This window comes from Mesorhizobium sp. M1004, assembly GCF_040318795.1.
In the GTDB taxonomy this organism is placed as follows: Bacteria; Pseudomonadota; Alphaproteobacteria; order Rhizobiales; family Rhizobiaceae; genus Mesorhizobium.
This window is the reverse complement of the sequence record NZ_JAMYNB010000011.1, coordinates 17,285-40,933: the sequence shown is the minus strand read 5'-3', so window position 1 is coordinate 40,933 and position 23,649 is coordinate 17,285. Positions and strand designations below refer to the sequence as shown.

At 62.4% G+C, this 23,649-nt stretch carries 20 protein-coding genes; 7 read left to right on the top strand and 13 right to left on the bottom strand.

Annotated features, from left to right (window positions below; all coding sequences use genetic code 11):
* Positions 1 to 19 precede the first annotated feature (19 nt).
* A complete protein-coding gene (locus NKH54_RS22215) occupies positions 20 to 763 on the bottom strand; it encodes an alanyl-tRNA editing protein (protein WP_353028874.1) in 744 nt (247 codons plus the stop codon).
* Positions 763 to 1,797 carry a cysteine synthase A gene (locus NKH54_RS22210; RefSeq protein WP_023672785.1) on the bottom strand — a complete coding sequence of 345 codons (1,035 nt, stop codon included), beginning with the start codon at positions 1,795 to 1,797 and terminating at the stop codon, positions 763 to 765. The genes NKH54_RS22215 and NKH54_RS22210 overlap by 1 nt, the downstream gene beginning before the upstream one ends.
* A gap of 214 nt (positions 1,798 to 2,011) precedes the next feature.
* On the opposite strand from NKH54_RS22210, the gene NKH54_RS22205 reads away from it, so the two are divergent.
* Both NKH54_RS22205 and NKH54_RS22200 read left to right on the top strand, forming a co-directional pair.
* The gene (locus NKH54_RS22205) at positions 2,012 to 2,833 is read left to right on the top strand and encodes an SDR family oxidoreductase (RefSeq protein ID WP_353028873.1); all 822 of its coding nucleotides are present in this window, start codon (positions 2,012 to 2,014) and stop codon (positions 2,831 to 2,833) included.
* Positions 2,834 to 2,903: 70 nt separating this feature from the next.
* On the top strand, positions 2,904 to 3,884 hold the full coding sequence (locus NKH54_RS22200; RefSeq protein WP_352459015.1) for an alpha/beta hydrolase: 981 nt from the start codon (positions 2,904 to 2,906) through the stop codon (positions 3,882 to 3,884).
* A 93-nt stretch (positions 3,885 to 3,977) separates the two neighbouring features.
* Here NKH54_RS22200 and NKH54_RS22195 read toward each other — a convergent pair whose 3' ends face one another.
* Positions 3,978 to 5,414: a DEAD/DEAH box helicase gene (locus NKH54_RS22195; protein ID WP_023698795.1), complete on the bottom strand. Its 1,437-nt coding sequence runs from the start codon at positions 5,412 to 5,414 to the stop codon at positions 3,978 to 3,980.
* Positions 5,415 to 5,821: 407 nt separating this feature from the next.
* Between NKH54_RS22195 and NKH54_RS22190 the strand changes: the two genes are divergently transcribed.
* Positions 5,822 to 7,354 carry an acyl-CoA carboxylase subunit beta gene (locus NKH54_RS22190; RefSeq protein ID WP_353028872.1) on the top strand — a complete coding sequence of 511 codons (1,533 nt, stop codon included), beginning with the start codon at positions 5,822 to 5,824 and terminating at the stop codon, positions 7,352 to 7,354.
* 99 nt (positions 7,355 to 7,453) lie between these two features.
* Complete coding sequence (locus NKH54_RS22185; protein WP_353028871.1) at positions 7,454 to 8,431, top strand: M48 family metallopeptidase; 978 nt, start codon at positions 7,454 to 7,456, stop codon at positions 8,429 to 8,431.
* A 25-nt stretch (positions 8,432 to 8,456) separates the two neighbouring features.
* Here the strand turns inward: NKH54_RS22185 and NKH54_RS22180 are convergent, their stop codons facing one another.
* Positions 8,457 to 10,457 carry a hypothetical protein gene (locus NKH54_RS22180; RefSeq protein WP_353028870.1) on the bottom strand — a complete coding sequence of 667 codons (2,001 nt, stop codon included), beginning with the start codon at positions 10,455 to 10,457 and terminating at the stop codon, positions 8,457 to 8,459.
* Entirely contained in the window at positions 10,454 to 12,007 is a 1,554-nt protein-coding gene (locus NKH54_RS22175; protein ID WP_353028869.1) for an NAD(P)H-hydrate dehydratase, read from the bottom strand. Before NKH54_RS22175 ends, NKH54_RS22180 begins: the two co-directional genes overlap by 4 nt.
* A 384-nt stretch (positions 12,008 to 12,391) precedes the next feature.
* Between NKH54_RS22175 and NKH54_RS22170 the strand changes: the two genes are divergently transcribed.
* Both NKH54_RS22170 and glnA read left to right on the top strand, forming a co-directional pair.
* Positions 12,392 to 12,730: a P-II family nitrogen regulator gene (locus NKH54_RS22170; RefSeq protein ID WP_006205430.1), complete on the top strand. Its 339-nt coding sequence runs from the start codon at positions 12,392 to 12,394 to the stop codon at positions 12,728 to 12,730.
* A gap of 58 nt (positions 12,731 to 12,788) precedes the next feature.
* Positions 12,789 to 14,198: a type I glutamate--ammonia ligase gene (gene glnA, locus NKH54_RS22165; protein ID WP_023672775.1), complete on the top strand. Its 1,410-nt coding sequence runs from the start codon at positions 12,789 to 12,791 to the stop codon at positions 14,196 to 14,198.
* 136 nt (positions 14,199 to 14,334) lie between these two features.
* On the opposite strand, the gene NKH54_RS22160 is transcribed toward glnA, so the two are convergent.
* A complete protein-coding gene (locus tag NKH54_RS22160) occupies positions 14,335 to 15,375 on the bottom strand; it encodes a glutamine synthetase beta-grasp domain-containing protein (RefSeq protein WP_023755199.1) in 1,041 nt (346 codons plus the stop codon).
* Between the two features lie 316 nt (positions 15,376 to 15,691).
* Here NKH54_RS22160 and NKH54_RS22155 point away from each other — a divergent pair, with 316 nt between their 5' ends.
* The gene (locus NKH54_RS22155) at positions 15,692 to 15,889 is read left to right on the top strand and encodes a DUF2735 domain-containing protein (RefSeq protein WP_023682589.1); all 198 of its coding nucleotides are present in this window, start codon (positions 15,692 to 15,694) and stop codon (positions 15,887 to 15,889) included.
* Positions 15,890 to 15,983: 94 nt separating this feature from the next.
* Here the strand turns inward: NKH54_RS22155 and NKH54_RS22150 are convergent, their stop codons facing one another.
* From NKH54_RS22150 to NKH54_RS22120, 7 genes are all read right to left on the bottom strand, one after another.
* The gene (locus tag NKH54_RS22150) at positions 15,984 to 17,870 is read right to left on the bottom strand and encodes an MFS transporter (RefSeq protein ID WP_023682590.1); all 1,887 of its coding nucleotides are present in this window, start codon (positions 17,868 to 17,870) and stop codon (positions 15,984 to 15,986) included.
* A gap of 177 nt (positions 17,871 to 18,047) precedes the next feature.
* Positions 18,048 to 18,839 (bottom strand): ATP12 family chaperone protein, encoded by a 792-nt coding sequence (locus tag NKH54_RS22145; RefSeq protein ID WP_027050821.1) that lies wholly within the window; start codon positions 18,837 to 18,839, stop codon positions 18,048 to 18,050.
* Positions 18,840 to 18,850: 11 nt separating this feature from the next.
* On the bottom strand, positions 18,851 to 19,708 hold the full coding sequence (locus NKH54_RS22140) for a DMT family transporter (protein WP_502907564.1): 858 nt from the start codon (positions 19,706 to 19,708) through the stop codon (positions 18,851 to 18,853).
* A 62-nt stretch (positions 19,709 to 19,770) separates the two neighbouring features.
* The gene (locus NKH54_RS22135) at positions 19,771 to 20,751 is read right to left on the bottom strand and encodes an RluA family pseudouridine synthase (RefSeq protein WP_023691252.1); all 981 of its coding nucleotides are present in this window, start codon (positions 20,749 to 20,751) and stop codon (positions 19,771 to 19,773) included.
* A 133-nt stretch (positions 20,752 to 20,884) separates the two neighbouring features.
* Positions 20,885 to 21,259 carry a fluoride efflux transporter CrcB gene (crcB, locus tag NKH54_RS22130; protein WP_353028867.1) on the bottom strand — a complete coding sequence of 125 codons (375 nt, stop codon included), beginning with the start codon at positions 21,257 to 21,259 and terminating at the stop codon, positions 20,885 to 20,887.
* 53 nt (positions 21,260 to 21,312) lie between these two features.
* Positions 21,313 to 22,143, bottom strand: a complete 831-nt coding sequence (locus tag NKH54_RS22125; RefSeq protein WP_353028866.1) for an aspartyl/asparaginyl beta-hydroxylase domain-containing protein — start codon at positions 22,141 to 22,143, stop codon at positions 21,313 to 21,315.
* 183 nt (positions 22,144 to 22,326) lie between these two features.
* The gene (locus tag NKH54_RS22120; RefSeq protein ID WP_023701776.1) at positions 22,327 to 23,637 is read right to left on the bottom strand and encodes a replication-associated recombination protein A; all 1,311 of its coding nucleotides are present in this window, start codon (positions 23,635 to 23,637) and stop codon (positions 22,327 to 22,329) included.
* Positions 23,638 to 23,649: the final 12 nt, after the last annotated feature.

The window sequence follows — 23,649 nt, the reverse complement described above, 5'->3', positions numbered from 1 at the left end:
GGCCACGTGCTATTTGACCCTAATTCGCCGGCATTGGTCCGAAGCGAATGCGAAAACGCCGGTTTTCGCGGCCCTTCTTCTCGATCTTGCCGATATGGATTTCACCGACTTCGCCGGTGCTTTTGACATGGGTGCCGCCGCAGGGCTGGCTGTCGATCGAAGCGTTGTCGCCGATGCAGACCAGGCGGATCTTGCCGGTGCCGGCGGGCGGCCGGACATTCTTGGATTTCACCAGGCCAGGATTGGCTGCCAGTTCCTCGTCGGTGATCAGCCTGATGAAGATCGGATGATCGGCTCGCACCAGTTCCATCAGCCCGGCGGTGACGTCTTCCCTGGTGAAGCCGGCATCGGGAGCGTCGAAGTCGACGCGGCTGTCATCTTCGGAAACCGCAGCACCGGTAATCGGAAACGGACAGACGACGGTGAGCAAATGGCAAGCTGCGTGCATGCGCATCAGGAGATGCCGCCGCTCCCAGTCGATGGCGAGTTTCACCCGCTCGCCGACCTCGGGTGCCGGCTGCTCCGGCGCCGGCACATGGATGATCTCGTCCTTGGTCTCGCCGGTGATGGTGGCGGCAATGGCGATGCGGCTGCCGTCGGCGCGCTCTAATGTTCCGGTATCGCCAGGCTGGCCGCCCGATGTGGCATAGAAGATGGTCCGGTCGAGAATGATGCCGCCGCGCTCGTTGATGGCGACAACAGTGGCGTCAGCCGCTCTGAGATAGGCGTCGTCGCGAAACAGCGCTTCTGTTCTGTGCGCCATCAGGCGACCTTCTCATACGGCACCGGAATTGTGCTGCGCTCATCCATCCAGCCCGGCACCGGCAGGTTCTTCTCGCGCAGGAATTCCGGGTTGAACAGCTTCGACTGGTAGCGCGTGCCATAGTCGGCAAGGATAGTCACGATGGTGTGGCCGGGGCCAAGCTCGCGCGCCAGCCGTATCGCGCCGGCAATGTTGATGCCGGTCGAACCGCCGACGCACAGGCCTTCTTCCTGGATCAGGTCGAAGACGATCGGCAGCGCTTCCTCGTCCGGCACCTGGAACGAGAAGTCCGGCGTGAACCCATCGAGATTTGCCGTGATGCGCCCCTGCCCTATCCCTTCGGTGATCGAGCTGCCGTCGGACTTCAATTCGCCACTCGTGTAGAAGGAATAGAGCGCCGCACCTAGCGGATCGGCGAGCGCGATCTTGACGTTGCTGCTCCTGGCCTTCAGCCCGAAGGCGACGCCGGCCAGCGTTCCGCCCGAACCCACCGCCGAGACGAAACCGTCGACCTTGCCGCCGGTCTGCGTCCAGATTTCTTCCGCCGTGGTGCGGATATGGCCGTCGCGATTGGCAACGTTGTCGAACTGGTTGGCCCAGATCGCGCCGTTCGGCTCCGACCTCGCCATCTGCTCGGCCAACCGCCCCGACAGTTTCACGTAATTGTTGGGGTTCTTGTAAGGCACCGCCGGCACTTCGATCAGCTCGGCGCCAAGCAGCTTGATCGTGTCCTTCTTTTCCTGGCTCTGGGTGTCGGGAATAACGATCACTGTGCGATAGCCCAGCGCCTTGGCAACCAGCGTCAGGCCAATGCCGGTATTGCCGGCCGTGCCTTCGACGATGACCCCGCCCGGCTTCAACAGCCCGCGCTGTTCGGCGTCGCGGATGATGAACAGGCCTGCGCGATCCTTGACCGACTGGCCGGGGTTCATGAACTCGGCCTTGCCCAGGATCTCGCAGCCGGTCTGCTCCGAGGCCTTGTTGAGGCGGATCAGGGGCGTGTTGCCGATCGCTTCGATCACAGAACGGGGCATCCGGGATTCCTTATGTAGCTGCGGCGAGACCCTAGAAACCCGAAGCGTGCGTTTCAAGGTAAGAATTCGCCTGGTCCAGTCGCATTTCGGGCACTGCAATCTCCCGCGGCCGGACAACGCGCGATGACGATCATTTCAACCAGGACGGAAAAGCGCTCTTTTCATTCGATTTTTTCACCGCTAGAGCACTAATGACAGATCGGCAGGGCGCAGAATGACACTTTACCGGGCCAACCCGAAGCACGGCGTCGCCTGGATAACCGGCGGCAGCAGCGGCATCGGCCGTGCGCTGGCAAAGGACCTCGCGGCAAAGGGCTTTGTCGTCGCGGTCACCGCACTCGACGGCGACCCACTCGACGCGCTCATCGTCGAGACTGCGCAGATGCCGGGACGTGTCGTCGCCTACCCTTGCGACGTCACCGATGAGCCGCGCATGGCAAGCACGGTGGCGGCGATCGAAAAGGAGCTCGGCCCGATCGTGCTCGCCGTCTTCAACGCCGGCAACTACATCGCCACGCCCGGCGAAGACCTCAGGGTCCGCGACTTTCGCCAGACCTTCGAGGTCAACTATTTCGGTATCATCAATGGCATCGTCCCGCTCATGGAGCGCATGCGCATCCGTGCGCGCGGCCATATCGTGCTTGTCGGATCGGTTACCGCCTATTTCGGCTGGCCGACCACGGCGGCCTATGGCGGCTCGAAGGCGGCGATCAACATCCTAGCCGAGTCGCTGAAATACGATTTCGACAAGATGAATGTCCGGATCCAGGTGATGAATCCGGGCTTCATCGACACCCCGCTGACGGAAAAGAACATGCTGCCGATGCCGGGGCTGATGCCGGTCAACCGCGCCTCGCGCCGCCTGCTGCGCGGCATCGAGCATGGCGGCTTCGAGGTTACCTTCCCTCACCGGCTGAGCTGGGGGCTGAAGTTGCTGGCACTGCTGCCAAGGCCAGTCTGCCGGTGGTTCATCAGCACGGCGACCCGCTGGACAGGGCGGCCGCTGAATTTCGACCGCAAGCCGCCGAACGAATAGCTGTCCACAGCCCCGGCTGTTGCCTGACTGCACCGGCCGCCATAGCTTTAGAATTGTCATGGAGTCTGAGATGGGGCGGCGGATCGTGCTTGCGGTGCTGGGCGTCGTCATCATCCTTGTCCTGGCCTTCCTGCTTGGTCCGCGCGTTCCCGTCGACACAACAATCAGCTTCGACCCCAAGGTGATCGGCGACGATCCGCAAGCATATATCGCGCGTGAAGAGGCTGCCGTGCCCAACGTCCGCGACGGGCTCGAGAAAGAAATCATCTGGGCCGATCCGATGGTTCACGCCAGGACGCCATTGGCGATCGTCTATATCCATGGCTTTTCGGCATCGAAGGGCGAGGTTCGCCCGCTGGCCGACGAGGTCGCCGACCAACTCGACGCCAACCTTTTCTACACCCGCCTCACCGGTCATGGGCAGGACGGCGCCTCGATGGCGCAATGCAGCGTCAATGCCTGGATCAACGACTACGAGGAGGCGCTCGCCATCGGCCGGGCCATCGGCGACAAGGTGATCGTCATCGGCACCTCGACCGGTGGATCGCTGGCGGCATGGGCGGCGACTGAGCCTGGCGCATCGGACGGCGTCGCTGCAATCGCATTCATCTCGCCGAATTTCGGCATCAGGGCTTCAGGCGCCGAGCTGCTGACCATGCCCTGGGGCAGGCAGATCGCCGAGTTCGTCGGCGGCAAAGAGCGCAGCTTTACGACCCGCAACGCGCTGCACGAGAAACTCTGGACGCACACCTATCCAATGGCGGCCGTGCTACCGATGGCGGCGCTGACCAACCTTGCCTACGCAGCGCCTGTGGAGAAGGCAACCATACCGGCGCTGTTCATCTTCTCGGATTCCGACAAGGTGGTGCGCCAGGATCGCACCCGCGAAATCGCCGGCCGCTGGGGCGCACCGCATGAACTGGTGCCCGTCGACGACAATGGCGATCCCGACGACCACGTCATTGCCGGCGACGCGCTGTCGCCCTCGACCACGGCTTTCCTGGCGCAGCGGATCGTCGTGTGGGTGAAGGCAATTACCGGGCAGCCCTAAACGAAAAGGACGGCCGAAGCATTGCCCCGGCCGTCCTCATATTCAATCGTCAGCAATCAAGCCAGGCTCGACGAGCCTGACCGGTTCGTCTGATCAGGCAGCCCGCGCAGCGGGCCGCTTGCCGCCGAAGCGGCGCTTGTTGTTGCCCTTGAAGGCCTTGGCGCCTTCCGGCTTGCGCTCGCTTGCACCCGCAAAGGCCGGCTTGTCACCAAAACGCTTCTTGGCGAAGCCGTTGTTCTGGCCACCGGGCCGCCTGCCGTCGCGACGGCCATTGCGGTCGTTGCGATCATTGGCGGGCTCGAAGCGCTCGTTCTTTTCGGCCGGATTGCGCACCGGATCCGGGCTGCCGAGATGGTCGGCAACGATCGGCAGCTTGCTGCGGATGATGCGCTCGACCTGACGCAGCTTGCTGTTTTCGGAAGGATCGCAAAGCGTGATGGCGATGCCGTCCATGCCGTTACGGCCGGTACGTCCGATGCGGTGGACATAGCTTTCGGCCTCATCCGGCAGGTCGAAATTCACCACATGGCTGATGCCGGGAACGTCGATGCCGCGCGCCGCGATGTCGGTCGCGACGAGAATGCGCACCGAACCCTCGCGGAAATCGTTGAGCGCCTTCTGGCGGGCGTTCTGCGACTTGTTGCCGTGGATGACGGCGGCCTTGAAGCCGTCGCGCTCGAGGTCCTTGGTCACCCGGTCGGCGCCATGCTTGGTGCGCGAAAAGATGATGACGGACTTCATCGCTTCGTCGGCGAGCATCGTCGACAGCACCTGGCGCTTCTGCTTGGTGCGGGCAAAGACGACGCCCTGCACGATCTCGGCGGCCGCGGTGCTCTGCGGCGCGACTTCGACGCGGATCGGGTTCTTCAGCAGGCCCTTCGCCAGCTCGGCGATTTCGTTGGGCATGGTGGCCGAGAACAGCACCGTCTGACGGTCGGGCGCGGTCGCCTTGGCGATCCGCTTGACGTCGTTGATGAAGCCCATGTCGAGCATGCGGTCACCCTCGTCCAGCACCAGCCATTTGGTGTCGGAGAGAATGAGGTCGCCCTCGCGCACCAGGTCGGTCAGGCGGCCGGGCGTGGCGATCAGGATGTCGACGCCGGGCGCAACCTTCTTCACCTGGCTGAAGCGCGAGACGCCGCCAAGCACGAGAGCGGTCGAGACATGCGCGCCCTTGGCGAGGATCTTGATGGTGTCCTCGATCTGGACGGCGAGTTCGCGCGTCGGCGCCAGGATCAGCGCACGAGTGGTCTTGGCTCGGCGCTTGGTGCCGAGCGCGATGATCTTCGACAGGATCGGCAGCGCGAAGGCAGCGGTCTTGCCCGAGCCGGTCTGGGCGATGCCGAAGATATCACGGCCTTCCATCTGCGGCGGGATCGCCTGCGTCTGGATCGGCTTCGGCTCGGTGAAGCCGGCGCCATGCGTCGCCTTGAGCAGCGCGCCGGTAATTCCAAGAGCTGCGAAACCGGTGAGTTCCGTAGTGTTGCCGGCCGAGATTGCGTTACCGGCTGAGGTGTTTTCGTTGGTCAAAATAGTCTTCTTTCACGCGGTCTTGGCCGCAAACATCGATGGCGGCAGGGCGCAACCTGCCGTCGAAAAATTTGATATGAAACGACAAGGCGGGCGGACGGTAACGTCCACTCGGCTGCGCTGTCGTGCCCGCAGGCGTCATGCCACGGGGCTCTTTCGCCACTTCGTGATGTATCGGAAAGAGAGGCCGATATACCGGAAAGAGGGAAAACAGACGCAACCAGTCTCATTTGTCGAGAAGGCCGGAATCTCCGGCCCAAGCGCCTATGGGCTGCATATGGCTGAGTTCGCTCCGGAATGCAAGGGGCCACATGTTGCAGCGCAATAATCGAGGCCGAAAGCGGCGCTTGCACACGCCTGCAGGCATCATTACCACAAAGGCAGCTGCCATTTCTGGGGACCGAGCGATGAAGGACGTGCTGAAGGAACTTGAGCGCCGCCGCGAGATCGCCCGCATGGGCGGCGGCCAGGCCCGCATCGACGCCCAGCACAAGAAGGGCAAGCTGACGGCGCGCGAGCGCATCGATGTCTTTCTCGACGAAGGCTCGTTCGAGGAGTTCGACATGTATGTCGAGCATCGCTCGACCGACTTCGGCATGGAGAAAACCAAGATCGCCGGCGATGGTGTCGTCACCGGCTGGGGCACCGTCAACGGCCGTCCGGTCTATCTCTTCGCCAAGGATTTTACCGTCTTCGGCGGCTCGCTGTCGGAGGCTCACGCCGAAAAGGTCATCAAGGTGCAGGAGATGGCGCTGCGCAACCGCGCGCCGATCATCGGCATCTACGACGCCGGCGGCGCCCGCATCCAGGAAGGCGTGGCGGCGCTAGGCGGCTATGCCGAGATCTTTCAGCGCAACGTGCTCGCATCCGGCGTCATTCCTCAGATTTCCGTGATCATGGGCCCGTGCGCCGGCGGCGACGTCTATTCGCCTGCGATGACCGACTTCATCTTCATGGTGCGCGACACCTCTTACATGTTCGTCACCGGGCCGGATGTGGTCAAAACGGTCACCAACGAGACGGTGACGGCCGAGAGCCTTGGCGGCGCGTCCGTCCACACGACCAAATCGTCGATTGCCGACGGCGCCTACGACAATGACGTCGAGGCGCTGTTGCAGATGCGCCGGCTGGTAGACCTTTTGCCCGCGTCAAATACGTCGGAGCTTCCTGAGATCGAGTGCTACCAGTCGGTCACCGACCATGATCTGTCGCTCGACCGGCTGATCCCAGACAACGCCAACAAGCCTTACGACATCAAGGAGCTGATCCTCAAAGTTGCCGATGAAGGCGATTTCTTCGAGATCCAGCAGAACTTTGCCAAGAACATCGTCACCGGTTTCGGCCGCGTCGAAGGCCGCACCGTCGGCTTCGTCGCCAACCAGCCGATGGTGCTGGCCGGCGTGCTCGATTCCGACGCAAGCCGCAAGGCGGCGCGCTTCGTGCGCTTCTGCGACTGTTTTTCCATTCCCATCGTCACCTTCGTCGACGTCCCCGGCTTCCTGCCCGGCACCGCGCAGGAATATGGCGGCCTGATCAAGCATGGCGCGAAACTCCTGTTTGCCTACGCCGAGGCGACCGTGCCGAAAATCACGGTCATCACCCGCAAAGCCTATGGCGGCGCCTATGACGTGATGGCCTCAAAGCACCTGCGTGGCGACATGAACTATGCCTGGCCGACGGCGCAGATCGCGGTGATGGGGGCGAGAGGCGCGGTCGAGATCATCTACCGTAAGGATATCGGCGACGCCGAAAAGATCGCAGCCCACACAAAGTCTTACGAAGACCGCTTCCTGTCGCCCTTCGTCGCCGCCGAACGCGGCTATGTCGACGAGGTGATCATGCCGCATTCGACCCGCCGCCGCATCGCGCGGGCGCTGCGCATGCTGCGCAACAAGGACATGCAGAATCCCTGGAAGAAGCACGACAACATCCCGTTGTAACATCCAATGTCGCGACTGATCATCAGCGCCGGTCGGCGGTTTGGCAGGTTCACGGTCCTGTTTTTCGTTGTTCCCGCTCTCATCATCTTCTGCGTCTGGATGTCCCTGCTCGACAACCATCCAATCTGGTTTATCGCCAGCGGCTTCGTCGTCATGCCGATCGCCACCACGGCCTTGGCATTTCTGTTCGGCACATTGTTTGCGGGCTTCCGACGCAGCAAGATCAAAGGCGTCAGTGAAGCAGAAGCGCCCGGCCTGTGGGCGCTGTGGCGGAGCGTCGCCGGACCGCGCCGTGCTGCGCGCACGGTTGTCATACTAGAGGGCAACCTGAACGCCAGCGTGCGCGAAGAGCGCACGCTTCTCGGCCTTCTCGGCAATCGGCTGTTTCTAACCATTGGCATCCCTCTCCTCGCAGTGACCGATGAAAGAGCGCTTGCCGCGATCCTTGCCCATGAGGACGCGCATGTGCGCAACAAGGATACCAATGGCAGCCTCAATCTCGCTGAGTTCGAAAACGGTTTCGGATTTGTCTTCGAGTATGCCCCGCCCGGAACCACGATCACAGGCAGCCTGCTCCACGCCGCTATCGGCTGGCTGTCGCAATCGTTCGAGCGGGAAGAAATCCGGCTTTCGCGCGAAGCGGAGATCAAGGCAGATCGACACACGGCATCCTCCGGCGACGCCGAGCACGCCGCACGCGCGCTGTTGCTTCTTGCCACGGCAGACGTGCATTTCACGGAGACGGTCTATGACCCTTTGCAGCATGAATTGCGAGGTGCTTTGCGTCCGCCGCGACCGCCGCTCGAGCGCATGCTGGAAGCTGCCGGCCAGCTGCGAGAACCCATTTGCCTCGATGTTTGCGCCCGCAAGGCGTGGGCAAGCCCGGATGATGCAAAGTCCACCCATCCATCATGGGCTCAACGGCTGGCGGCGCTTGGCTACTCGGAGCCGCCCGACCTGGACCCGATCGCCGTGACCGCGCTCTCGACGCTGCTGAACTCGAGCGTAGCACAGCGCCACATTTCGGAATTCGACACCAAATGGACTGCGCGGATGGAAGACTATCTCCAGCGCTGAACTGGTGGTCGCCCAACTCGCAGGCTCACTCCTCTTCCGCCGCCCCGAACCCCGCATCCCTGGGGGCGCTGGTCGCGCTCGCCCAGGGCGTCGCGTGATTATCGATGCGCATCTGGAAGATGAAATAGGTCGGCGAGCAGTAGCCGATGCCTTTCACCTTGGCGGCGCCCGGCGTGTCCGGCGGCAGCGACTGGCACATATAATCCTCGCGGCAGAAATGATCGGCCGAACATGCGGGACGGTTGCCGCGGTTGACCGCGCCGCCGAGGCACTGGTCGAAATTGTTGGTGGCGACGCAGGTGTCGAATTTCTTGCCGCCGACCATGCCGCAAATTTCCGATGGCATCGGCTTGCCCGTCTTGAAGGCGGCGAAGCTGCGGTCCTTGTCGTCGCAACCGCGATAAGCGATGCCTGCCGGTACGCCGATTTTCGGTGGCCGGCAGGTGTAGGCGGTCCGCGAAAAGGTCGGCGCAAAAGCAGCGAACTGGCCGGTGATCTTGTAGCGGTCGTTGAACGGCTGAGACGGGTTGCTGGAGATCGACCCGGTCAGGCAGGGATGGCCCGAAAACATCTTTGGACTGTCCTTGGGCAACAGACATTGCGCCAGCGTGGTGCGCACGCCTGAGGCCGTCGCCAGCGGCGTGCAGACGGTGCCGCCACCGCATTGCCAGGTCGCGCCGAAGCGTTTTGCATCATCCGGCATCAGGCACGGCATCGCGATCTCGGCCGGGGCGTAGTCGACATCGCCGGCATCGGTCCATGTCGCCGGCGGCGCAAAGGACAGCGGCCGGTAGCGGTTCGGCTCCTTGCCTTCTTCGGTCGCGCGCAGCCAGGCCTCACGTCGCGCAATCTCGGCATGGAGATGCGGCGAGATGCCGACCTCGATCCGGTTGAGAGGCGACGTCGTTTTGTCGTCGAGGCCGATGAAGTGAAAGCCGGCCGTCGAGCCCGCCTGGTGGCAGCCCTGGCAGGCGCCATTGTCCAGCCGCTCGACCAGCGCCTCCGGTGTCCGCACCAGTTTCAGCGCCGCATAGTCCAGGCCGGCGAAATCCGCTGGCTGGAACAGCGGCGTGAACGGATGGTTGGCCTGTCTCGCGCTGCCGAAGGTCGACCACGAAATGATTTTCTTCGCCAGGAATTCGTCGGGGATTTCGTAGACGCCGAGATCGACCGCCGCGACATTGGCGATGACATAGTCGGCGAGCCTTTTCTTGAGTGCAGCATCGTCGGAGAGCCGCGCGACGTCTGGCGTATTCTCCAGCGGATTCTCGCTGACGGTAGCGCCATCGATGCCGAAGATCCGCATCAGATAGGCCGCCTGCCCGCCGAATTGGGTCTCCTGTCCCGAGGGAAAACGCACCACCTGCGCATTGAGTTCAAGCTGCTTGAACGTCAGTTCCTCCGGTGCCAGCGGCCCGCCGGCCAGCCAGCCGGCATCGACGTTTTCGTCGATCTGCGGTGTCCAGCGCCCGGCAACGCCGACGCAGCCGCCATCGGCATCCGGCGCCACGCTGTAGACGGCGTTGAAATTGAATGGCAGCCGCGATGCCAAAACCTTGCCGTTCTTGCGGAAACTGTAGGCCAGGCGATAGATGAAGCGCACCTCGCCACAGCTCTTGTCGCCTTGCAGCGCGGTGAAGTCACGCCGGTCCAGCCGGTTGACGACGCCGACCAGGCGGAAGCGCGCGGCCTCGGTCTTCAGCCAGCGCATATCCATGATGCGGCCGACATTGCCGTCGGTCACCTCGTAGAGCGTGCGCCCGCCGGCCTTTATCTCGGCCCGCAGCGTGGCAATATCGGCCGCCACCATGTCGACAACAGCACGATAGGCCGGCACCTCGCTGTAGAGCGTCTTCAGATCGTCCGGGCCATCGACGGCGAAAATGCCGGCGAAGCCAAACCCCTTGGCATCGAGGGCGGCCAGCACCGCCGGATCGTCGACGATGGTCACCGGCTGCTCAGCGCGCACGCTATGCGACGCGAACAGCGCGATGATGGCCGCAATGACGAACGCGAAATGCTTCATCTGATCGTCACCTTCTGCCGTGCATCGACCAGTTCACGCAGCACCGGCACCAGGGCCAGCGGCAGATCCTCCGCGATCAGCCCCGGACCGAAGCGGCTGCCGGCCTCGGCATGGATCCAGACAGCGGCGCAAGCTGCTTCGAAGGGCAACATGCCTTGCGCCAGCAGCGCGGCAATTATGCCGGCAAGCACGTCCCCTGACCCGGCGGTGGCCAGCCATGGCGCGCCATTGGCGTTGATCGCGGCGCGGCCGTCGGAAGCCGCGATGACGGTGTCGGCGCCCTTGTAGACCATGATGGCGTTGGCTCGTTCAGCGGCTGCGCGCGCCTTGGCGAGTTTCGACTGCTTCTTGTCCTTCGCGATGCCGGGAAAAAGTCTGGCGAATTCGCCTTCATGCGGCGTCAGCACCAATACCGGCGCCAACGGGAGCAGCGCGGCGTCGAACAGGGCCTGAGGCTGATGCGCCAATGACGTGATGGCGTCAGCATCCAAGACAATGGCAGGGCGCTGAATTCCGAATGAACTCGTCGACGTGCGGTTTAGGTCAGCGACCGTCGCGATCAATTGCAACGCGAAATCCCCCACTTTGGGTTTCGGCCCGAGCCCTGGTCCGAACACAAGTACTTCGGGGTGCCTCGCCGACAAAAATTCCTGCACTTCCTCCATCGAACCGGCCTCGCGCAGCATGATCGATGTCAGATGCGCGGCGTTTACCTGCATGGCATTTTCAGGCGAGAGCACGGTCACCGCCCCTGCCCCGGCTCTGGCTGCAGCCATCGCCGACAGCCGCGCCGCACCTGTCGCGCTCGGCCCGCCGGAAAAGACGCTGACGTGGCCGCGCTTATACTTATGTGTATCGACCGCCGTTTTCGGAAAACTGTATAGCCAAAAGTCAGGCGTGTTCTCGAACGTCTTGATCTTGAACTCATCGACGATCGCATCCGGAATGCCGATATCGGCGATGATGATCTCACCGCAGAGGCTGCGCCCCGGCATCAGCAGATGGCCGGGCTTTTTCCGCACGAACGTCACCGTCACGTCGGCCTTGAAATAAGCGTTGCTCAAGCCGGTCTCGCCCGACACACCAGAAGGCAGATCGATTGACACCACAGGCACGCGCTCCGCCGCGGCCAATCCTGAGACGGCAGAGGCATGCAGGGATATCTTCTTCGACAATCCCGCACCATAGAGCGCGTCCACGACGACTTCACCCGGTTCCGGGTAGCAGTGTCCGATGTGCTCGACCGGCAGATTGCAGGCCTCGGAAGCTCGCGCCGCATCACTCCCGGGCTTCTGCTTGCCTTCGGCCCAGAGCGCCACATTCACACCGGCCTCGGCCAGCAACCGCGCTACAACATAGCCGTCGCCGCCATTGTTGCCGGGGCCGCACAGCACGTGGACACGGCTCGCCGCGGGATAGCGCGCCAGCACGACAGCAGCGACCGCCTCGCCGGCACGCTGCATCAGGCCATAGCCGTCGAGCGGACCGGCTGCGATTGCCAGCCGGTCGGCCTCGCCCATCTCGGCCGGCGACAGGACTTCATTGCTCATGGATTGCCGATCCGCATTTCGTTCAAGGCCGACCCCTTTGTCCCTATCGAGCATTGTCCAGTTTCGGATTCGAAGCAAACGGCCAGGTGCTGCGTTGGCGTGCGGCCAATCCTTTCGCAGACTGGTGCCACGGATCCGCGCAGGCCTGCAAAATGCGCAATCTGCCTAATTATCGTGCAGACGCCCGAAGCGGCAATGTGTAGGCTTCGGGCAGCTTTGCCGCAGCCGAAGCAGAGGATGACGCGAATGTGCATCCCGGCGCGGCGCGGCATTGGAATTGCGCGAAACCGCTTCGCGTGGGCTGAAATTGGCACAGTTCGTGCTTGATGGAGGCGCAAGCGGGGCGCACAACCCGTTTTTTTGGCAGTGGAGGCCACTTTCTACATGAAAAAGATCGAAGCGATCATCAAGCCGTTCAAGCTAGACGAAGTGAAGGAAGCGCTTCAGGAGGCCGGTCTGCAAGGCATTACCGTGACCGAGGCCAAGGGCTTTGGCCGCCAGAAAGGCCATACCGAACTCTATCGCGGCGCCGAATATGTCGTCGACTTCCTGCCCAAGGTGAAGATCGAAGTCGTGCTGGGCGACGACGCCGTCGAAGGCGCCATCGAAGCCATCCGCAAGGCGGCGCAGACCGGCCGCATCGGCGACGGCAAGATCTTCGTCTCCAACATCGAGGAGGTCGTTCGCATCCGTACCGGCGAAACGGGGATGGACGCCGTCTGAGCTTTCTGATTTCAGATTAACGTCTCCTCGAAACGTCATCACACAGGGAAGAAACGACATGACGACAGCCAAAGACATCATGAAGCAGATCAAGGACAACGACGTGAAATTCGTCGACCTGCGCTTCACCGATCCGAAGGGCAAGCTGCAGCACGTGACGATGGATGTCATCGAGGTCGAGGAAGACATGTTCGCCGACGGCGTCATGTTCGACGGCTCCTCGATCGCCGGCTGGAAGGCGATCAACGAGTCCGACATGGTGCTGATGCCCGATGCGGACACCGTCCACATGGATCCGTTCTTCGCCCAGTCGACCATGGTCATCCTGTGCGACATTCTCGATCCGGTCTCCGGCGAATCCTACAACCGCGATCCGCGCGGCACTGCAAAGAAGGCCGAGGCCTACATGAAGGCCGAAGGCATCGGCGACACCATCTATGTCGGCCCCGAAGCCGAGTTCTTCGTCTTCGACGACGTCAAGTACAAGGCCGATCCCTACAACACCGGCTTCAAGCTGGACTCGACCGAACTGCCGTCCAACGACGACACCGATTACGAGACCGGCAATCTCGGCCACCGCCCGCGCGTCAAGGGCGGCTACTTCCCTGTGCCGCCGATCGACAGCGCGCAGGACATGCGCTCCGAAATGCTGACCGTGCTCGCCGAAATGGGCGTGCGCGTCGAAAAGCACCATCACGAGGTTGCCGCTGCCCAGCACGAGCTCGGCATCAAGTTCGACACGCTGGTCCGCAACGCCGACAAGATGCTGATCTACAAATATGTCGTGCACCAGGTCGCCAATGCCTATGGCAAGACGGCCACCTTCATGCCGAAGCCGATCTTCGGCGACAACGGCTCGGGCATGCATGTCCACCAGTCGATCTGGAAGAACGGCAAGCCGACCTTCGCCGGCAATGAATATGCCGGCCTGTCGGAGTCGTGCCTGTTCTACATCGGCGGCATCATCAAGCACGCCAAGGCGATCAACGCCTTCACCAACCCGCTGACCAACTCCTACAAGCGCCTTGTACCTGGCTATGAAGCCCCGGTGCTGCTCGCCTACTCCGCGCGCAACCGTTCGGCCTCCTGCCGCATTCCGTTCGGCTCGTCCCCGAAAGCCAAGCGCGTCGAGGTCCGCTTCCCCGATCCGGGCGCGAACCCCTACCTCGCTTTCGCCGCCATGCTCATGGCCGGCCTCGACGGCATCAAGAACAAGATCCACCCGGGACAGCCGATGGACAAGGATCTCTACGACCTGCCGCCGAAGGAACTGAAGAAGATCCCGACCGTCTGCGGTTCGCTGCGCGAAGCGCTGCAAAGCTTGGACAAGGACCGCGGCTTCCTGAAAGCCGGCGGCGTCTTCGACGACGACCAGATCGACTCTTACATCGAGCTCAAGATGGCCGAAGTGATGCGCTTCGAAATGACCCCGCATCCGGTCGAATACGACATGTACTATTCGGTCTGAACGATAACCTCAGCGACAAGGAAAAACCCCGGCGTCAGTTCAGACGCCGGGGTTTTTGTTTGACCAATAGCAGACTGTAGACGTGTTAGCAGCAGGCTACGGCGCAGGCTTACGAAGCCTGCGCCGCTATAGATGCTTAGGCGGCCGCCGAAACCTGGGCGCTGGTCGAAACCTCCGCGATGGTCTTCAGGATCTGCGAAGCGATCTGGTAGGGGTCGCCTTGCGAATTCGGGCGGCGGTCTTCCAGGTAGCCCCTGTAGTCATTGTTGACGAAGGAATGCGGCACGCGGATCGAGGCGCCTCGGTCGGCGATGCCGTAGCTGAAGCGGTTCCACGGAGCGGTCTCATGCTTGCCGGTCAGGCGCTTGTCATTGTCCGGGCCGTAGACGGCGATGTGGTCCATCAGGTTCTTGTCGAATTGAGCCATCAGCGCTTCGAAATAGGCCTTGCCGCCGACTTCGCGCATATAGGCGGTCGAGAAGTTGGCGTGCATGCCCGAGCCGTTCCAGTCGGTGTCGCCGAGCGGCTTGCAGTGATACTCGATGTCGATCTCGTACTTTTCGGTCAGGCGCTGCAAGAGATAGCGGGCCATCCACATCTGGTCGGCGGCCTTCTTGGAGCCCTTGCCGAAAATCTGGAATTCCCACTGGCCCTTGGCCACTTCGGCGTTGATGCCTTCATGGTTGATGCCTGCTGCGAGGCAGAGGTCGAGATGCTCCTCGACGATCTGGCGCGCGATCGGGCCGACATTCGAATAGCCGACGCCGGTGTAGTACGGGCCCTGCGGCGCCGGATAGCCGCTCTCGGGGAAGCCGAGCGGACGGCCGTCCTTGTAGAAGAAATACTCCTGCTCGAAGCCGAACCAGGCGCCCTCGTCGTCGAGGATGGTGGCGCGCTTGTTGGACACATGCGGCGTCACGCCATCTGGCATCATCACTTCGCACATCACCAGCACGCCATTGCTGCGGGCCGGGTCCGGGAATACGGCGACCGGCTTCAGCACGCAGTCGGAGCTGTGGCCTTCGGCCTGCTGCGTCGAAGAACCGTCGAAGCCCCACAGCGGCAGCTGCTCGAGCGTCGGGAACTCGGCGAACTCCTTGATCTGGGTCTTGCCGCGAAGATTGGGGACCGGCGTGTAACCATCGAGCCAGATATACTCGAGCTTGTATTTCGTCATTCTAGAGCCTCTCGTTGCTTGATCACCGAACCTGGATGACGCCGGCGCGCCGAGCCATCCAGCAGCCCAGCTGCCGGTCGATAAAATGCAAATCGTGTGCCACTTCAGTTGGTCAGGGTGCGGCAAAAATGCCCTTTCATCCCGCCGGTGATGGCAAGCCGCCTAAGCAATGCGCCCGGATCAATCAAAGGCAGAATTTGCTTAAATAACAGGCAAATGCCGATCTTTCTTTAGGCATCTTGCCTAAAAGGATTGCAGGACCTACCTTGATGGAAAGATGAATCGAAGAGCCTCTCCAGAAGAAAGGAGACCGACCATGGAAATCACCTCAGCCCGTCCGTCGGCCAAAATCCTGATGTTCCCGGTGGCAGCGCGTGCGGGTGCCTCAAATTTAGGCGTAAAGGCCAAGTTTGCGGCAGAGCTTGCTTCGCTGCGCGATCACCCGCTTGCCCATGGCGAGGCCTGGTATCATGAGGCCGCCATTGCGGAGGCCGAACAGCCTCGCAAGAGCTAGGCGTCTTCCGCGCTGATAGATCGAACAGGCCCACAAATCAAAAACCCGGCGCGATCGCTCGCGCCGGGTTTTTTGCTTGATACAGAGCCGTCGGCTACTGCTTGGTATGCAGGTCGGTGCCGAGCGTATCCCTGACGAAGATCATGCCGATGATCAGCGTCACCGCCGCGATCACCACCGGATACCAAAGGCCGTAATAGATATCGCCCTTGTAGGCGCTGAACGCGAACACGATCGCGGGCAGCAGGCCGCCGAACCAGCCATTGCCGATGTGATAGGGCAGTGACATGCCGCTGTAGCGGATGCGTGTCGGGAACATCTCGACCAGGATCGCCGCGATCGGCCCGTAGACCATGGTCACGTAGAGGACCAGGATGAACAGGATGCCGATGACCTTTGCCCAGTTGACCTGTGCGGGGTCGGCAAACATCGCGAACGCGCCCGCTGCCGGAACGCTGTACACGGTCACCTCGGTGGCGCCCGCGGCCTCATCCTTGGTCAGCACCTTGTCCTTGATGGCCTGTTCGGTCGGGACCGCGGTCTTTTCGCCGGCGCGGATGGCTGCCGCATCGAGCTTCAGTTCAGGATTGGCCGCGACAAAGGCGTCGAGCTTCTGGTCGGCAACCTTGGCGGCAGCACGCTTCAGCGGATAACCGCCACCCTGAAGCGCGAGGTTGATACCCTTCTTGAAGGCAGCGTCGCTGGCAGCCTTCTTGTCGCCCGCGGCCTTGGCATCATAAGACGCCACGGTTTCGCTGCCGATCATGACACTCGCCGGGGTCCCCGCCGCCGCCGTCGAGACGATGTCGTAAGGCACCGAGTTCTTGGCAAGGAAATCGGTCGCGATATCGCACGAACTGACCGGTACGCGCGTGCCGGTCGGATTGAACTGGAAGTTGCAGTCTCCCGGAGCCGCCGTCACTGTGGCGCGCGTGTTCTGCTGTGCTGTGGCGAGCGCCGGATTGGCGGCCCAGGTCAACGCCTTGAACAGCGGGAAGGTGGTGACGACCGCCAGCGCAAGGCCGGCCATGATGATCGGCTTGCGGCCGATCTTGTCGGACAGCCAGCCGAAGAAGACGAAGAAGCCCGTGCCGAGTGCCAGCGCAATGGCGATCATGATGTTGACCGACTGCGCGTCGACCTTGAGCACATTGGCCAGGAAGAACAGTGCATAGAACTGGCCATTGTACCATACCACGGCCTGACCGGCGGTGAGGCCGAACAGCGCCAGGATGGCGATCTTGGCGTTTTTCCACTGGCCGAAGGCTTCCGACAGCGGCGCCTTGGAACTCTTGCCCTCTTCCTTCATGCGCAGGAAGGTCGGCGATTCCGAAAGCGACAGCCGGATCCAGACCGAAATGCCGAGCAGGATAGCCGAGACCAGGAACGGAATGCGCCATCCCCAGGCGTTGAAGGCGTCCTTGCTTACGGAATTCTGCACCAGCAGGATGACAATCAGCGACAGGAAAAGGCCGAGCGTCGCCGTCGTCTGGATCCATGAGGTGTAGAAGCCGCGACGGTCGTCCGGCGCATGTTCCGCGACATAGGTCGCGGCGCCGCCGTACTCGCCGCCAAGCGCCAGGCCCTGCAGCATGCGCAGCGCGATCAACAGGATCGGCGCCAGAATGCCCAGTGTCTCTGAACCCGGAAGCAGGCCGACAAGGAAAGTCGACAGACCCATGATCATGATGGTGACAAGGAATGTGTATTTGCGGCCGACGAGATCGCCGATGCGGCCGAACACCAGCGCGCCGAACGGGCGCACGATGAAGCCGGCGGCGAAGACCAGCAGCGTGAAGATGTAGCGGGTGCTTTCGGGAAACGAGTTGAAGAAGGTCAAGCCGATCGCGCCGGCCAACGCTCCGTAGAGATAGAAATCATACCATTCGAAAACCGCGCCCAGCGAGGAGGCGAAGATGACCTTCTTCTCCTCTCGTGTCATGCCGCGGCTGGCTCCGCCGGCGGTCGATGCCAATGCCATTGAACTGTCCTCCCGTGAATCGTCTGCCTTCGACGCTGGGCGTCATCGTCGGCGTTCCCTCTGAACGCGACTCGAACCAGCCATCAGCGTAAAAAATGACAGAAAGCGACCGCCGGAGGCAGACAGACCTTGGATTTATGACTTTGGTATTAGGTGCAGTGCGGCAAAGGCCGAGGATCAGGTCTTCAGCGCATCGAGCAGGCCGACGGCCGCCATCATGTCGCGTTTGCGGGCCGAGCGGCGTGCGACAGCCTCGGCATCCTGGCCCCAATGCTCGATCTGCCAGTCCTCGTCGACATGGCCGGCGGCCCAAGCCGCGTCGCCATCGAGCGCGCCGTAATCGACCGCCAGCGCGAGCAGCGCCGACCCGGTCAGCGAAGTCATGACATGGATTGCGGCCAGCCGCAGCGGCTCGGCACGCTGGGCAAGATGAGCGCCGAGCACTGCGATGCTCTCGCGCGGCTGCTCGACATGGATGATGCCCTCGGCGAGATTGAACCGAGCCCCTAATGTCGCTCTCGCCCAGTCGATCACCGGATCCCAATGCTGGTTCTGCCGCTCGACCAGCCCCTGTGGCGCGTCGGCGCGGTAGCAGGTCAGATCGGACGAGGCGAAGCGCAAGACGTCCTCCAGCACCGCCTGCGGGTCGCTGGCGACGCCGTCGATGGCGGTGTTGACCAGACGCAGCACCGGCATCGTGACCGGGTCGATGGTCTCGCCCTGTGCAGCGAACTCATTGGCGACCAGGGCGGCGGCCTTTTCGGTCGGCAGCGCCAGCAGCGCCTTGCCCGGCGTGCGCACCGGCTTGCCGTCGAGATGGACGGCAAAAACGTCCTCCACAGCTGCGACCGACACGTCCTTGTAGAAGCGCTTCGGCAGGTGCGTCTTCATCTGGATCTGCGCGCGGCGGACCGGATCCGGATCGGACAGATGCTTTCCCGCTTCGAGGTCGTTGAGGATGTCACGCATGGTCGAACTTTCTATCCAGGTACCTGCTTGCGCGCCGGCCGGTTGACGATGATCAGGCCGACTGCGATCAGCCCAAGCGCCACAAAGATCCTGGTCGTTGGCGCCTCGCCAAGAATGATAGCGCCGCAGAGGACGCCGAACACCGGCGACAGGAAGGCGAAGCTCGACAGGCCCGATGCCGGATAGCGCCTGAGCAGCCAGAACCACAGCACATAGGTGAAGGCAACTATATAGAGCGACTGGAACAGCAGCGCCAATGTCGGCAAGGCACTGACCGCGCGGATCGGCGGGCCGGCGAAAGGCAGAACCAGGACACCGACAATGGCCGCACCGGCCAGCTGATAAAGCAGCAATTTCTCGGCACTGGTCTCGACCAGTTTCGAACGCTTGATGACGATACTGGTCGCCGCCCACAGAATACCGGAGCCGAGGCTGAGCAGATCGCCCATCAAGGTCACGTCGGTGCCGCCGGCAATCCCGTCTGAAAACACCGCCACCAGGCCGCAGAAGGCGAGAACGAGCCCGCCAAGCTTGCGCGCGTTGATACGCTCACCGAGCAGGAAATGGCCGCCGATCAGGACCCAGAACGGCATGGTGTTGACCAGCAGTGTGTTGCGGGCAACGGTCGTGTATTCCAGCCCGATATAGAGGCACAGGAACTCGACGCCGAACAGCACGCCGACGATGATGCCGGCGACAAGCGACCCGTCGGCCTTAAACAGCCTGATGCCGCGCAGCCAGCACCAGCCGAGCACACAGAGCCCGCCAATGATCGAACGTGCGATCGAGACGAAAACCGGATCGAAGCCGGCATAGGAGAGCTTGGCGGCGACGTAGTTCAGCCCCCAGGAAAAGGTCAACCCGACCATGATGGAAGCAGCCGCCAGATCGACCGCATCGCGGCGATCCAATACCGAGGCAACGGCCAATGTCAGTCCTCCGCGCTGGCGTCGTCGAAGCCGATCAGGTTCCAGCTCTGGCGCATATGCGGCGGCATCGGCGCGGTGACGTCGATGACGCCCTTGTCCGGGTGCGGAATGACGATGCGGCGCGCATGCAGATGCAGGCGGTTCTGAATGCCGCCCGGAAAGTCCCAGTTGGTGTCGGCCTCGAAATATTTGGGGTCGCCAAGGATCGGGCAGCCGATATAGGCGGCATGAACGCGCAGCTGGTGGGTGCGGCCAGTGTACGGCTCCATTTCCAGCCAGGTCATCGTCTGAGCCGCCTGCTCGATGATGCGATAGTAGGACACGGCGTGGTCGGCGCCCTTTTCGCCATGGGCTGCCACGCGCACGCGGTCGCCGTCCTCGGTCGGCTCCTTGATCAGCCAGGTCGAGATCTTGTCCTCGCGCTTGGGCGGGACACCTTTGACCAGCGCCCAATAGGTCTTCTTGGTCTCACGCGCCCGGAATGACTCGGAAAGCTTCATCGCCGCAAGCCTGGTGCGGGCAACCACCAGCACGCCCGATGTGTCGCGGTCGAGCCGGTGCACCAGGCGCGGCTTCTCGCCCTTCTGGCTGCGCCAGGCCTCCAGCATGTCGTCGACATTGCGGGTGACGCCCGAGCCGCCTTGCACCGCCAGGCCCGCCGGCTTGTTGAAGACGAAGACTTTTGGATCTTCGTGGATCAGCATCTTGGCCAGCACATCGGCGTCGCCCTGGTTGCGGATCGAGTAACCCGTAAGCGCACTCTCGCCCTTCTTGTCGACCTCGAGCGGCGGCACACGCACCACCTGGCCGGGCTCGACACGGCTGTCGGCCTTGACCCGGCTGCCATCGACGCGGATCTGGCCCGAGCGCAGCAACTTCTGCAGATGGCCAAAGCCGAGGCCGGGGAAATGGGTCTTGAACCAGCGATCGAGCCGCATGCCCGCCTCGCCGGCCTCCACCGTGATCTGTTCTACGCCTGCCATGATTTTCGCTTTATCCGTTTCTAACGCGTGACCCCGAAAATCTACTCCGGCCTTCGGAAAGGATCATGCGCAAGATCAAAGTTTCTGCAGCGCGTCCAAAGGATGCGGCGTGCTCCAGGTCGGGGCAATAACACTATGAAACGGTTCTTGCGAGCCAAAGTCCCAGAAACAGGGCGATAATGGCGCCAACGACGCTGGCCAGCGCATATCCCAACGCCGGCAGCGTCGCTCCGCGCTCCCATAGGGTCGCGAAATCGAGCGAAAAGGCGGAGAAGGTGGTGAAGCCGCCAAGGACGCCGGTGGCGACGAACAGCCGGAGCTCATTGGAACCGCCGCGCCGCATCAGCGCGGCGACGAACAGCCCCATGGCAAAGGAGCCGACGATGTTGATCGCCATCGTCCCCCAGGGGCAGTTGGGGCCGACGAGGCGCAAGGCGCCGATGTTGGTCAGGTGGCGGATGCCGGCGCCGATGCCGCCGCCGACCACAACAAGAAGCAGATTGAACATGCCCGTTTACTGCCCGGCCAAGGCAGTGCGGTCAATCCCTTCAGGCCAACGCCTCAGGTCGTCTCGACCTTCTTTGCCTTGCTCGAGCCGATCATCTTCCAGTTCTTGTAGAACATGGAATTGATGCGCTCGACGGTTACCGAAACGATGGCCAGAAGTCCGGCGATGAAGCCGGGGAACGGCGACGGGCGGATGATGTCCATGAACACGCAGTAGCGGCGTCCGTCATACTCGTTGACCGAGCGGTGCAGCAGCGTGTCGTCGAAAATATAGAGCGGGTTGTCGTGCCAGTAATTCCTCGCGCCGTTGCATTCGACGAAAACCTCTGCCTTCACCGGCAAGAGATTGTAGAGGATGCGCAGGCTGAGCCGCAGCGGTCCGAAATGCCAGGAAGTCGATTCCTTGCCTCTGAAGACAGATACGGCAATGGTCTTGATGTATTTGAAATCCTTGTTGAATTCCGCGACATTGTCGATCCGGTGCTTGCCGTACCACTGATAGACATACATGCCGCGACGACCGGTGCCGAAATTGGCGTCGATATCGGCGATGATCTCGTCCTTGCGCGCCTTGAAGACGTCAAGAACCTCGTTGACCTCGCGCCGATAATCGGCGGGAAACTGCTCCAGCTTCCACACGCCCGGGTTCCTGTAGCAAACGAGGTCCACCAGCAGATTGAAGGGCGACAGCAGCCAGGTGAAGATGCCATTGCCGAGGAAATAGCCGCGCAACAGCGACAGATCCTTGTTGGCGTTGCGCAGCACATCGATCAGGCCGCAGACGATCCAGATCGTGGTCAGGATCGGAATGAAATAGAAGCCGAGCGCGAGCAGCGGGACAGCAATCACAGCCTGGCGAAGCGTTTTGCGAAGGGATTTTGTCATTTTCTGTTCGCGCGGCGCGCTGTCCCCGTTCCGAATTATCGCCCGTCCTGGCAGCCTCCCGGCCGAGTCATGCGACGTGATAGGGCTTTTTGTCATGCGGTACAATCACACTGCTGTGACTGGCGGGGACAGAATTTCAGTTCATCGCGGGCAGGCCGAGTTCGTCACGTTTGTCCCGCGCACCTATTTTTCCCGCTCGCTGCGCAGCTTTGCCCAATAGTCCAGCCGTTTCTTGATATCGCGCTCGAAGCCGCGTTCGGGCGGATCGTAAAAGGTCTGCCGGCCCATCTTTTCGGGGAAATAGTCCTGGCCGGAAAAGGCATCGGGCTGGTCGTGATCGTAGCGGTAGCCGGCGCCGTAATCCTCCTCTTTCATCAGCTTGGTCGGCGCGTTGAGGATGTGCTTGGGCGGCAGCAGCGAACCGAACTCCTTCGCCGCCCGCGTGGCTGCCTTGAAGGCGGTATAGACGGCGTTGGATTTGGGCGCGGTGGCGAGATAGACGGTGGCCTCGGCGAAGGCCAGTTCGCCTTCGGGCGAGCCGAGATAGTCGTAGGCGTCCTTGGCGGCGTTGGCGATAACCAGCGCCTGCGGGTCGGCCAGCCCGATATCCTCCATCGCCATGCGCACCAGCCGGCGGCCGAGATAGAGTGGATCCTCGCCGGCGTCGAACATGCGGGCAAGATAATAAAGCGCCGCGTCCGGGTCGGACCCACGCACCGATTTGTGCAGCGCGGAGATCAGATTGTAGTGACCGTCCTGGCCCTTGTCATAGATCGGCGCGCGGCGCTGGACGATGCGCTGCAGCCCTTCGGGATCGAAAACCTCGCCGGGTTTGGCGGCGCGCCAGACTTCCTCGGCCAGCGTCAGCGAGGCCCGGCCGTCACCATCGCTCATGCGGATGAGCATCGCCCGCGCCTCTTCGTCGAGCGGCAGCGCCCTGCCCTCCGTCTCCTCCGCGCGCGTCATCAGCTTGGCGATGCTCTCCTCGCCCAGCGAGTGAAACACCAGTACCCGCGCGCGCGACAAAAGCGCGGCGTTCAGCTCGAAGGACGGATTTTCGGTCGTGGCGCCAACCAGCACGACGGTGCCGTCCTCCATGACCGGGAGAAACGAATCCTGCTGGGCGCGGTTGAAGCGATGGATCTCGTCGACGAACAGCAGCGTCTGGCGGCCATTGGTGCGACGCAGCTTTGCCGCCTCGAACACTTTCTTCAAATCGGCGACGCCGGAAAACACCGCTGAGATCTGCTCGAAGGCAAGGCTGGTCTCGCCGGCCAGCAGCCGCGCCACGGTGGTCTTGCCGGTGCCGGGTGGCCCCCAGAAAATCATCGAGCCGAGCGAACCGGAGTTGATGAGCCGCGTCAGTGCGCCGTCGGGGCCGGTCAGATGCTCCTGGCCGACGACCTCGCCAAGGTTTTTCGGGCGCAGCCGATCGGCCAAAGGCCGGCCGGGCGGCGCTCTTTCCGGTTCATCGACGCTGAACAGATCGGCCATCTAGGTCTTCTG